The organism is Thermococcus gammatolerans EJ3, from assembly GCF_000022365.1.
Classification (GTDB): Archaea; Methanobacteriota_B; Thermococci; order Thermococcales; family Thermococcaceae; genus Thermococcus; species Thermococcus gammatolerans.
On the sequence record NC_012804.1, the window covers coordinates 1,523,940 to 1,535,936 of the forward strand.

The following is an 11,997-nucleotide window of genomic DNA, read 5'->3' on the forward strand; positions in this document are numbered from 1 at the left end:
CAATTTCACTTCGCCAAGACTTTTTGTAAACCAAGTGCAAAAGTTTATTACCATGTTTTGACATATAATATGGGAATCCACATGAGTGTGTACATATATCTCCGCATAAGTACCGATAAACAAGACATCGACACCCAAATGGAATCAATAAAAGACTGGCTCAAGCGAAATAACGTCTCTGAGTACAAGATAATCAAAGACGAAGGCATCTCAGGAAGCACACCTGCAGAAAAACGCCCAGGTTTCTCCACTCTTCTCTCATTGCTCCAAGAGAACGACGTACTTATAGTCTCAGAACTCACGAGACTCGGCAGATCCCTCAGCGATGTCATTATGACACTCAACAATCTCATGAAGAGAGGCGTCAGAATAGTATCAATCAAGGAAGGACTTGACAGCACACAGAACGAACTCCAATTCAAAGTCATGAGCACTCTCATAGCTCTTTTTGCAGACCTCGAAAGAGAATTCATCCGAAAAAGAACCATTGAAGGACTACAACGAGCAAAAGCCCAAGGAAAGAGAATAGGAAGACCAAAAGCACTTACTGAGGAGGACATTCCTGTACTTGTAAAGCTGTACGAGAAAGGAATGACACAGAAGGAAATCGCGAGAGCAATGAAAGTGAGCCCATCAACAATCGCACGAACACTGAAGAAACTACGTGAGCAGGGAGTCATCGAGGAACGGAGAGTAGTCAAAGTAAACAAGAAGAAACTGAAAGAGGTGATAGACAATGCAAGATAACTACGAAGAGCGCATAGCTGAGCTCGAACGCGAGATAGAAAAGCTCAAGCGAGAGCTGAACAAACTCAAAACTGGACAGGAATGGTATGAGAACGAACTCGAAGATCAAAACAAGAGAATAACCATCATAGAACGAATCCTTGATGTTTACTACGATAGCGAAGCTTCAAAATGGCAAAGCAGGTACCTCAAGCGTATCTATGCTACGCTCAAAAAGCTTGAGCGAAAGCTTGAGCAGAAGAAAAATACAACCACGCAAAAGCAACTGCCCACCTGAGTAGCTCAGCGTGTCTCCAGCATGTACTCGATGTAATATACTCGATACGATGCATAACCTTTTTATCCAGCCAGATAGAAAGACCCCCTTGGTTGAGGGTAATGGTGGGAACTTTGAAACCCGGCTACATCCTCAAGAGCACGAAATGGAAGGAGCCTTTTCTCGTCGAGATCGTGAACGAAAGTGGAGACACCATCATGGTGGGAGGCCACTACCTGAACTCCCGCAAGGCCGACCTCTACATACTGACGAAAGCCGACCTTGAGGAGATTGAAATCATCACAAACCCTCTTGACTTCAAAGGAGACCCAGAAGCAGCTGCCCTCGCAATCGAGGGAGAACGGTACCATTTCGCCTCACTCTATGACCCAATACTCGCGGTCAGCGTCTCGAAAATAGCACCCCTCCCCTTCCAGATCGACGCGGTCTACAACCACATCCTCAGAAACCCCGAGATACGCTTCCTCCTTGCGGACGACCCCGGTGCCGGAAAAACCATCATGGCAGGCCTTGTGATAAAAGAGCTCAAACTCAGAGGCTTGGCCGAGAGAATCCTCATAGTCGTTCCCGGCCATCTTGTACCCCAGTGGAAGAGGGAGATGAAAGAGAAGTTCCAGGAAGAGTTCACAATTGTCAACAGAGAGATTTTCCGGACGACAACCGACGTTTGGAGACGTGAAAAACAGGTAATTGCCTCAATAGACTTCCTCAAACAAGAAGACATCCTCAAGAGCCTTGAGAATGTTGATTGGGACCTTGTGATAGTGGATGAAGCCCATAAGATGGCCGCGTATCGCTTCGGGAAGAAGATCTACCGCACGAAGAGGTACAAAGTGGGTGAGGTGCTCTCAAGGAACTCCACCCACATGCTCTTCCTCACTGCCACGCCCCACAAGGGAGACCCGGAAAACTTCCGTCTCCTTCTTGACCTCCTTGTTCCGGGCCTTTTCAGCGACAAAGAAATACTCCTTGAGGCAATAAGGAGAAACGAGAACCCCATATTCCTCAGACGTATGAAAGAAGACCTCGTGGACTTTGAGGGGAAGAAGATATTCAAGCCCAGGTACTCCCACACGGTGAACTTCAACCTCACCGACAAGGAGATCAAGCTCTACAACGAGCTCTCCCGCTACATCCACTACCAGTACACCGTTCTCGAAGGGAGCAGGCGGAGCATAGTCTTCCCGCTCGTGATACTCCAGAGGAGGTTCGCATCGAGCACGTACGCACTTCTCCAGTCCCTCAGGCGCAGAAAAGCACGCCTCAAGGAATACCTTGAGAGCGGGAAGCTTGAAACCAAGGGCGTGCAACTCGACTTTGAGGACCTCCTTGAGCTCGAGGACGAAGAGGAAAGGGAAAGGTGGAAGGCCGAGCTGAGGCTCGAAGGCCTCCCCATAGTGAGGAAGAGGAAGCTCATAGAAGCCGAGATAAGAACCCTTGACGAGCTCATAAGGATGAGCGAAGAGCTGATAGCATCGGAGGAAGAGACGAAGCTCAAGAAGCTCAGAGAGACGCTGGACTTCATAGCGAGAGAACACGGCGAGAAAGAGAAGATCCTCATCTTCACGGAGTTCAAGGACACCCTTGAGTACCTCGTGAACAAGCTCCAGGAGTGGGGCTACACGGTTACCTTCATCCACGGCGAGATGGACATGGAGACGAGGCTCCAACGCGAAAAGGACTTCAGGGAGTGGGCTCAGGTCATGGTTGCCACCGAGGCGGCCGGAGAGGGCATAAACCTCCAGTTCTGTCATCTGCTCATAAACTACGACATCCCGTGGAACCCCAACAGGCTTGAACAGAGGATAGGAAGGGTGCACCGCTACGGTCAGAGGTATCCGGTTCACATCTTCAACTTCGTGGCCAGAAACACGAGGGAGGGCATGGTACTCGAGAGGCTCCTCCACAAGATAGAGGAGATAAGGAAAGCCCTCGGGGATAAGGTCTTCGACGTTATCGGAGAACTCCTCGATGGGGAGAATCTGTACACCCTCCTCGCAGAGGTCGCCGTCATGCTCAGAGACCCGGACAGCGTCCTGAAGGAGGAAGAGCCAAAGTTCCAGCCTGAAGAAATCACGAAGAAGGCGGAAGAGCTCCTCGGGGAGAGCCTCGCGACGAAGCACATAGACCTGAGCAGGATAATGCGGCTTCTCGAAAAGGCCGAAGAGAACCGGCTATCGCCAGAGTACCTCGAACTATTCTTCCTCAAAGCCATGAAGCGCCTCAACGCGAGAATAAGGGAGAAAGAGCCACACGTTTATTCGATTGAGAGAACCCCCAGAGTCCTGAGGGAGATAGCCGAAAGAAAGGGCTACGGCACGGTGGAGCGTTCGTACAGGGCCATAACCTTTGACAAAGCAATCTCTGAGGAGAGGGACGACGTGGAGTTCGTCTCGTTTGGACATCCGCTCTTCGAAGCCCTCCGCGAGTGGGTTCAGGAGGAATATCTCAAAGAGCTCCAGCGCGGGGCGGTCTTCTACGACCCCAGGAACAGACTCCACGGCACCATCTGGTTCTTCGAGGGTGAAGTCCAGGACGGCTTCAACAAGACGGCAGGCAAGACGCTCGTGGCGGTCTACGACGATGGCGAGAACCTTGAGGTCATAGACCCGAAGATAATATGGGACCTCGAACCGGCCAAAGATTCTCCAGAGGTGGAGGTTGAGTTCAGCCGGAGAGAGAACGCGATGATTTACGCCATGAAGGCCCTCGAAGAGTACAGGGACAGGCTTCTCAGGGAGAGGAAGAGGCAGGCGGAGATAAAGGAGAAGTACGGAGTGAAGTCCCTCAAGAAGCTGATAGACGACCTCGACTACAAGCTGGCCGAGTACGAACTCCTCCCGCCGGAAGAGAAGAAGAGGTACGCACTCACCATAAGGAACCTTGAGGAGAGGCTGAACCGTTATCGGAAGGCGCTGAAGGAACTGCCGGAAAAGATAGCCAGGGAGACGAGCCTCATGGTGAGGCCTCCCGTCTTCATCGGGGCCATCTACGTGCTCCCGAGGGGAGGGATGGGAGAAGACCCGGCAATAGAAGAGATAGGAATGCAGATAGCCATGCAGTACGAGAGAGAGCAGGGAAGAAACCCCGTAGACGTCTCGAAGGAGAACCTCGGCTACGACATCTACTCCGAGGGCAACGGTGAGAAGAGGTACATAGAGGTAAAGGCGAGAGCCCACCTCGGGGACGTTGAGCTCACATGGAACGAGTACGTTACCGCGAAGAGGCTCCGCGACAAGTACTGGCTCTACGTTGTCGCATACGCCGCCGAGAAGCCGACCCTCTACATCATCCGTGATCCCGCTCACACCCTCAAGGTCGTGGAGAAGTACGAGATAAGGTTCAAAGTCCCGGTTGAGGAGTGGAAAAAGAAGGGTAAGAAGGTTGAAGTCTGAGGAGGCGGTAGAATGGAGGACAAGCGCTTTATTGAGGTTGCCTTCCCGGTCAAGGCCGTAAGTGAAGAGTCCGCAAGGGAGAAGAACATAAGGCACGGCCACATCTCTACCCTGCACATCTGGTGGGCAAGGCGCCCGCTGGCTTCTTCCCGCGCGACCAACTACGCCGCACTCATCCCAGCTCCAAAGGATGAGGAAGAGCTCGAACGGAAGAAGAGGTTCATAGCAAAGCTCTCGAAGTGGGAAAGTTCACTCGACGAAGAAATCATAAGAAGGGCCCGCGAGGACATCATGGAGTACTTCAGGGGGATACGCGACGACCCGAACCAGGAAAGGCCCCGCGTCCTCGACCCCTTCGCGGGGGGAGGCTCGATACCGCTTGAGGCCCTTCGCCTCGGCTGTGAGACGTACGCGGTGGACTACAATCCAGTTGCAGTTCTCATCCTCAAGGCAGTCCTTGAGTATCCGCAGAAGTACGGGAAAAAGAAGAAGGGAGCGCTCGACCAGTGGATTTCAGGCAGGGACGAGGAAAAGGACTACGACCTCGTGAGGGACGTGAAAAAGTGGGGTGAGTGGGTTCTCCAGGAGGCGAAGAAGGAGCTTGAGCGCTTCTATCCCAAAGACGAAGACGGCTACATCCCGGTCGGCTACATCTGGGCGAGAACCATAAAGTGCCAGAACCCGGCCTGTGGGGCAGAGATTCCACTGATGAGACAGTTCTGGCTCGCAAAGAAGAACAACAAGAAAGTGGCTCTCTACCCTTACGTGGAGGGGCATGAAGTCAAGTTCAAGATAGTTGGCGACGGCTACGAGCCTATGCCAGAAGATTTTGACCCCTCGAAGGGGACGGTGAAGGGAGCGAAGGTCACCTGCCCGGTCTGCGGCATGACCCACGACGCGAACACCACGAGAAAGCTCTTCCGCGAGGGCAAGGCCGGGCAGAGGATGGTGGCGGTTGTCCTCTACCACCCGGAGAAGAAGGGCAAGGTGTACCGCCTGCCAACGGAGAAAGACATCAAGGCCTACGAGGAGGCGAAGCGCTATCTGGAGGAGAAGAGGGCAAAGCTCATGGAGGAGTGGGGCATCGACCCGGTACCAGACGAAGAAATCCTGAAGAAGTGTCATGAAGTGGACAGAATGCCTATGTATGGAATGCCAAAATGGGGGGATATCTTCAACGACCGACAAAAGCTCGCGCTGATAACCTTCGTCGAGAAGGTGAGGCAGGCGTACGAGAGGATGCTTGAAGAAGGTTACGGCGAGGAGTACGCGAAGGCTGTGGTGACGTATCTGGCGTTTGCGTTCGACAAGTTCTTGGCTCGTTCAACAACACTTTCTCGGTGGCACGTTACTCGTGAAACTATCGAGTATCCCCTCGGAAAGAACTCCCTCCCAATGCTCTGGGATTACATTGAACTCCAAGCATTCTCCGAGGCAAGCGGAGGCTGGAATACCGGGCTTGAATACATTGTGAATGTTATTGCCCATTGCTCCCAGTCCTCAGAGTTCCCCTCAAAAGTCCTCCAAGATTCCGCAACCTCACTACCCTTCCCCGACGATTACTTCGACGCTGTCTTCACTGACCCCCCCTACTATGACAATGTGAATTATTCAGTACTGTCTGATTTCTTCTATGTCTGGCTCAAGCGTACAGTTGGAGACCTCTATCCTGAGCTGTTCATAACACCACTCACGCCAAAGAGCAAGGAACTTGTTGCTGATCCAAACAGATTTGGGGGGAAAGACGGTTCAAAAAGGTACTTTGAGGAGAGCATGAAACAGGCACTCAGGGAAATCCACCGCGTCCTCAAGCCGAACGGAATCCTCGTGCTCGTCTATGCTCATAAGACAACGGAAGGCTGGGAGACCCTCATAAACTCGCTCCTTGACTCGGGTCTCGTCCCAACGACTTCCTGGCCAATTCATACCGAGATGAAGAATAGGCTTATAGCAAAGGAGTCCGCCGCCCTTGCCTCATCAATCTACATCATCGCTCGCAAGATAGAGAAGCAGGGCGTCGGCTGGTTCGATGAGGTCAAGAGGGAGCTCAGAAAGACTCTTGAGGAGAAGCTCGACCAGCTCTGGAAGGAGGGCATAAGCGGTGCCGACTTCTTCATCTCGGCCATAGGCTCGGCCATTGAGGTCTTCGGCAAGTACGAAAAGGTGCTCGACTACGAGGGCAACGAGATAAGGGGAGACAGGTTGCTCCAGCTCGTGAGGGACATGGTGAGCGACTACGCCATAAGGCAGGTTCTCAGGGAGGACATCTCCTCCGAGCTTTCACCACTCGCGAAGTTCTACGTGCTCTGGCGCTGGACTTACGGCGAGGCGAAGGTTGCCTTCGACGAGGCGAGGAAGCTTGCAACTTCAGTCGGCCTCGACCTCGAAAAGGAGTGGAACAAAGGGTTTATCGTGAAGGAGAAGGAGTTCATCCGCGTTCTCGGCCCGCAGGACAGGAAGCTGAAGGAGATAAAGGGCAACGACCTCATCGATGTCCTCCACAAAGCTTTGCTCCTCTGGCAGGCCAACAGGAAGAGGGAGATGGTCGGCCTGCTCGCCGAGACAGGCTGGGGCGAGAAGGACGTCTTCTACAAGGTGGCCCAGGTCATCAGCGAGGTTCTGCCAAAGGACAGCAAGGAGAAGAAGCTCCTCGACGGCTTCCTCGCGGGCAGGGAGCACATAAAGAGGGCCATTGAGAAGGGCGATTACTCGGTCTTCAACGGAGAAGAGGAATCAGGAAAGCAGAAAAGAATTGAGCAGTTCATAAAGGGTTGAGGCTTTATTCGGCTTTCTTTTCAATTTCCGGGGCTTTATTCCTGAGTTCCCGGATTTCACCTTCAAGCTCGGGAACCATCTCGACTATGTCCTTCCTGAGGAGGGGAAGGTGCTCGAGCTTGCCGTTGAGTATCGCAAGTATCCTGAGGCTGAGCATGAGAATGTAGATTGAGAGCTCCGGGTTCTTCCAGTCTTCCAGCATCTTCTCGTAGAGCTTGATGAGGAGCGCTATCCCTTGGTCGAGCGTCATGTATCTCTCAAACTCTTCATCCGGCATCTCCGGATCGGAGGCTATTTCGAGAATGCTCTCCCTCATGGAGTTCAAAAGTCCCATCTGCCTCCTGATGTCGGTTCTTATTGAGTTCTTGAGCTCGTTCTCGTTGAGGATGTGCATGAGTTCGTCTATCTCGTCCATCACATCAGCGAGCTCTTCCTCGAATATCTTGAGCACTTCAGATTGAGCCTTGAGGTAATGTATCCTGCTCGCTTCGCTGGGCAGTACCTGGGTTATTCTGGAGATAAGGACGTCCCGCTTCTCATCCAGAAGCTCTCTCAGGCGGAGGAGTTCCCTGAATCTGTGAGTCTGGTGCTTCTTCCTCACGTAGGGGATGGCAGAGAAGTAGGGGTCTATGGCGTCAAGTACCCCCGTAAGCAGGTCATCGCTGTACTTATCGATCACGACTTCAGGAAGTGCCGATAGTCCTTGACTCATTGTGAGAAGTTCTGCCGTCATCACGATCCCGAAAGAGAAGGCTCCTTATAAAGGATGCTCTCTGACGGACTCGTTGGGTCTGAAGAAGAGAGCGTGGGTCAACTGCTCGAAAGGACGCCTGCTCCATAAACCTTATATACACTTTTGGACGTCACCCATAATGGGGGGTGTCCAAAAATGCTCTTTGATGTCCAGCCAAAGACCTCAATTGATGAGCTATTCGGAAGGAGGGCCGAGTACCTGAGTTTCCTTGATGCAATTGAAAAGCGAAGGAATTTCTTCATAATCACGGGGCCAAGGAGGATAGGAAAGACGAGTTTTCTTTATGCAAGCCTCAACGAGCTTGAGAAGGAGTACGGCATTCCTTACGCTGTAATTGACGCAAGAGCGGCCACTTCATTGAACTCAAAATATCCGCAGAGAGTTATTGCAGAACGTCTCTACAAGGCCATAATAAGGAAAGGATTTGTGGGAGGGGTAATCTCAAAGATAAAAGGCCTCAAAATCGGTGGAATCGAGATTGAGACTCAGGATAAGAATCCTGACATTATAGACGTTCTCTCAGCGATAAACGAGGGTAATGAACTTGCCATAATAGCTTTTGATGAGGCCCAGTACCTCAGATTCTCAAATGAGGACCTCACAAAGCTCTTCGCTTGGGTTCTCGACAGCCTTCACAACATAGTGCTCGTGTTCACAGGTTCCCAGGTAGGCGTTCTTGACAACTTTCTGAGGCTTGATGAAGGCAATGCGCCTCTTTTCGGGAGATATGAGGTAAGAATACCTCTACCACGTTTCAACCCCTCAGAGAGTCTTGAATTCCTGAAGAGGGGATTTGAAGAGTACGGAATTGAAACCAATGAACGTGACCTTCTTCCCGTGGTGAAGGTACTCGATGGTGTCCCTGGTTGGCTGGTACATTATGGCGCCCACAGAGTTGATGGGCTTCCTCACGACGAAGCCATTGAAAAGGTTCTGGAAAAGGCCATGACATACGTGCAAACAGAATTCCAGGAGCTGGACAAACTTTCTCCCCGCTATCGGGTTGTGATGAGGGCTATTGCCAAGTTGAGTGAGGGAAAAGGATATGCAAGATGGGAGCGAATAAAGAGCCTTGCAGAAGAGGAACTGGGAGATGAGATAGACGAAAAGTCCATGAGAAACTACCTGTCAAAACTCGTTGATTATGGCTTTCTGGAGACCATCGGGTATGGAAAGTACAGGATTCCGGATCCAGTCATGTACAGGGTCTTCAGGAGAATATAGTGAATTGTACATTTTTGGACGTCCCCCATTATGGGTGCCCTCTCAATCTGCCCTATCTTGATAATGTGACCGGAAAGCCCAAATACTCCCAGGGGTATATGGTTCGGAGGTGTAACCATGGAGCTGAAGCCGTTTTACCAGATCGCCATTCCCCACGATGATATAAAGGAGGGGAAGTTCACCCTTGATACTTTCGCCGCTGACCTCTGGAGCGTTTATCAGAACAAGGGGCCTGAGGACTACAGGAACCCGGAGCTCTTCTGGGAGAGAACGTACATCACGAGCGGACTGAGCGTTCTCCTTGATATAGCAAGAAAGAGGCTCATCGATGGCGTTGGAGATGCTGTGATACAGCTCCAGACTCCCTTCGGTGGGGGTAAGACACACTCGCTTATAGCACTCTATCACAAGGCCAGAGAATGGGGAGCAAACGTTGTTGTTCTCGACGGTACGGCCTTTGACGCCAAAGAGGATATTCTTTGGGAGGAGCTTGAGCGCCAACTTACTGGAAAAGTCGAGCTATTGAAAGGTAAGACTGCACCAGGCAAGAAGAAGATCTCAAAGATCCTTGAAGAAAACGCCCCAGTGCTCATTCTCATAGACGAGCTCCTTGAGTACATGGTGAAAGCGGCGGGAATAAGAGTTGAGGATACCACACTCGCTGATCAGACCCTCGCCTTTATGCACGAGCTCACTGAAGCCGTGAAAAAAGAAGACAAGGCCCTACTCGTCATGACGCTTCCATCAAGTATCCTCGAGCACTACTCAGAAAAAGCCGAGGAGTACTTTCAGAAGCTTCAAAAGATAGCCGGCCGCGCTCAGAGGGTTTTCACTCCAGTTCAGGAGGAGGAAGTCCACGACGTCATCAGAACGAGGCTTTTCAAGAGGATTGATGAGACCGAGATGGAAGCCGTTGTGAAGCGTGTGGTAGAGTACCTTGAGAAGGAGGGCCTCATCCCGGAGGGCCTCAACGCCTATCAGTACCGCCAGAGGTTTCTCAGGAGCTATCCATTCCAGCCAGAGGTCATTGATGTTCTCTACCACCGCTGGGGCAGTCTGCCGAAGTTCCAGAGAACAAGAGGCGTGCTGAGACTTCTCTCCATAGTTGTTCACTCACTCATCGGGAGAGATGTGCCCTTTATCAGGCTCTCCGACTTCGATTTGAGTGTCAAAACGCTCAGGGACGAGCTCATAGACATCATAGGGGAGAGCAGGTACTATTCCGTTCTTGATGCGGACATTCTCTCACCCAGCTCTGGTGCAAAACGGGTCGACAGGATGGTCGGTGAATCCTACGAGCACTATCGCGTGGGGACGAGAGCGGCAACCGTCATCTTTATGTACTCCTTCTCTGGCGGGGACGTGAAAGGAGCCACTACGAAGGAGATAAAGCTCTCCTGTGCCGATACAAGGTACTCAAGCAGTATAGTGGGAGACGCCATCCTATACCTCAAGGATAATCTCCTTTATCTCCATTACCGCGATGGCCGGTACTTCTTCAGTCTCGAGCCAAGCCTCAACAAGCTCGTTGTGGATGAGATGAACAACGTAAGCGAGGAGCAGATAAGGGATGTTGAACACGAACTGCTGAAGGGTCAGCTCAAGGGGCGGTACTTCAAGGTCTATCTGTGGCCGAGTAAACCAGTGGACGTTCCTGATAGCGATCCAAGCTTGAAACTCGTTGTTCTCCCCGAGTATGACAAGGAGAAGGTTCTCCAAATCCTGCAATCCTACGGGGGCAGCGAAAGGGTCCACAAGAACACCCTCATCTTCCTCGTTCCAAGGGAGACGGAGAGGGCCAGTTTCAACAGGCTCGTGAGAAGGTATCTTGCATGGAAGATCATCGACGAGAAGGCAAAGAAGGGTTCTCTGGAGCTTACTTCAGAGCAAAAGGAAGACGTGAAGGAGAATTTGAAGCGAGCACGGGAGGACATCGTTCAGAAGATAGCAGAGCTTTACAGGCTCGTACTGCTTCCCACTCGTGGAGGCTACGAAGAGCTTGACCTTGGCATGAAGCCTGTGGGCATCAAGAAGACCATCGAGGAGCTCATCTATGAGAAGCTCAGAGAGGAGGGTAAGCTCGTCGAGAAGATGGCTCCAGTGGTCATCGAGATGAAGTATCTGGATGGGAAGGAGTACGTTCCAACGAAGGCACTCTACGAGAGCTTCCTCAAGACTCCAGGGATGCCACTCTTGAAGAGTAAGAGCGTGCTTATAGACGCGATAAGGCAGGGAGTAAGCGAGGGGCGCTTTGGATTGGGATACCTCACCGGAGAGGAGGTAACCTGCGAGTACCTCGGTGAAAGGCCCACGGTTACCCTTGACGAGAAGGAGGTCATCGTGAACAGGAAGTACTGCGAAGAGCTGAGGGCAAGAGCGAAGGCTGAAGCTGAGGCAGAATCTGAAGCTCAAGCTATAGCTCAAGAGAAAGCTACAGCTGTGAGCGTAGCTGAAGCTTCAAGAGAGGAGTGGAAGCCTCCAGCAGTCAGGGATAAGCAGGCTGTGCTTGTGCCTCCAGAAACAAAGGGCAGAGAAGAGGTTGTGGGGAGTCAGGTAGCGTCCATTCACCTGCACCTGACACTGGGACCCGGAACTGGAGGGCTGAGGGACATCTTGAGGGCGTTGAACCTACTGAAGACCAAGTTTGAGAGGGTTACCATAGAGATAAAGGCAGAGAATGGCCACATGAGTCAAACAGAGTACGAGAACCTGCTTGAGACGTTCAGACAGCTGGGTATTGACGTTGAAGAACTTGGGGAGGAGTAATCTTCCATCTTTTGTTCCTCTTATAAGTAGCTGTGAGGGGCTTGATTCACGAGTCACGA

7 protein-coding genes are annotated in these 11,997 nt (G+C 51.8%); 6 read left to right on the top strand and 1 reads right to left on the bottom strand.

Features of this window, described 5'->3' with window-relative positions:
• Positions 1 to 69 precede the first annotated feature (69 nt).
• From TGAM_RS08205 to TGAM_RS08220, 4 genes are all read left to right on the top strand, one after another.
• The gene (locus tag TGAM_RS08205; RefSeq protein WP_169302030.1) at positions 70 to 747 is read left to right on the top strand and encodes a recombinase family protein; all 678 of its coding nucleotides are present in this window, start codon (positions 70 to 72) and stop codon (positions 745 to 747) included.
• Entirely contained in the window at positions 737 to 1,024 is a 288-nt protein-coding gene (locus TGAM_RS08210; protein ID WP_015859235.1) for a hypothetical protein, read from the top strand. The genes TGAM_RS08205 and TGAM_RS08210 overlap by 11 nt, the downstream gene beginning before the upstream one ends.
• A 101-nt stretch (positions 1,025 to 1,125) precedes the next feature.
• A complete protein-coding gene (locus tag TGAM_RS08215; protein ID WP_048811290.1) occupies positions 1,126 to 4,419 on the top strand; it encodes a helicase-related protein in 3,294 nt (1,097 codons plus the stop codon).
• A gap of 12 nt (positions 4,420 to 4,431) precedes the next feature.
• On the top strand, positions 4,432 to 7,194 hold the full coding sequence (locus tag TGAM_RS08220) for a DUF1156 domain-containing protein (protein ID WP_015859237.1): 2,763 nt from the start codon (positions 4,432 to 4,434) through the stop codon (positions 7,192 to 7,194).
• Positions 7,195 to 7,198: 4 nt separating this feature from the next.
• Here the strand turns inward: TGAM_RS08220 and TGAM_RS08225 are convergent, their stop codons facing one another.
• Positions 7,199 to 7,927: a hypothetical protein gene (locus TGAM_RS08225; protein WP_238516201.1), complete on the bottom strand. Its 729-nt coding sequence runs from the start codon at positions 7,925 to 7,927 to the stop codon at positions 7,199 to 7,201.
• Positions 7,928 to 8,083: 156 nt separating this feature from the next.
• On the opposite strand from TGAM_RS08225, the gene TGAM_RS08230 reads away from it, so the two are divergent.
• Both TGAM_RS08230 and TGAM_RS08235 read left to right on the top strand, forming a co-directional pair.
• Positions 8,084 to 9,172: an AAA family ATPase gene (locus tag TGAM_RS08230; RefSeq protein WP_015859239.1), complete on the top strand. Its 1,089-nt coding sequence runs from the start codon at positions 8,084 to 8,086 to the stop codon at positions 9,170 to 9,172.
• Positions 9,173 to 9,289: 117 nt separating this feature from the next.
• Positions 9,290 to 11,938: an ATP-binding protein gene (locus TGAM_RS08235; RefSeq protein ID WP_015859240.1), complete on the top strand. Its 2,649-nt coding sequence runs from the start codon at positions 9,290 to 9,292 to the stop codon at positions 11,936 to 11,938.
• The last annotated feature ends 59 nt before the right edge of the window (positions 11,939 to 11,997 follow it).

What these genes read in the sequence shown, in the direction of transcription:
- TGAM_RS08235 (WP_015859240.1), top strand. Translation starts at nt 9,290, where the DNA reads ATGGAGCTGAAGCCGTTTTACCAGATCGCCATTCCCCACGATGATATA.
- TGAM_RS08205 (WP_169302030.1), top strand. Translation starts at nt 70, where the DNA reads ATGGGAATCCACATGAGTGTGTACATATATCTCCGCATAAGTACCGAT.
- TGAM_RS08225 (WP_238516201.1), bottom strand. Translation starts at nt 7,927, where the DNA reads ATGACGGCAGAACTTCTCACAATGAGTCAAGGACTATCGGCACTTCCT.
- TGAM_RS08230 (WP_015859239.1), top strand. Translation starts at nt 8,084, where the DNA reads ATGCTCTTTGATGTCCAGCCAAAGACCTCAATTGATGAGCTATTCGGA.
- TGAM_RS08210 (WP_015859235.1), top strand. Translation starts at nt 737, where the DNA reads ATGCAAGATAACTACGAAGAGCGCATAGCTGAGCTCGAACGCGAGATA.
- TGAM_RS08220 (WP_015859237.1), top strand. Translation starts at nt 4,432, where the DNA reads ATGGAGGACAAGCGCTTTATTGAGGTTGCCTTCCCGGTCAAGGCCGTA.
- TGAM_RS08215 (WP_048811290.1), top strand. Translation starts at nt 1,126, where the DNA reads ATGGTGGGAACTTTGAAACCCGGCTACATCCTCAAGAGCACGAAATGG.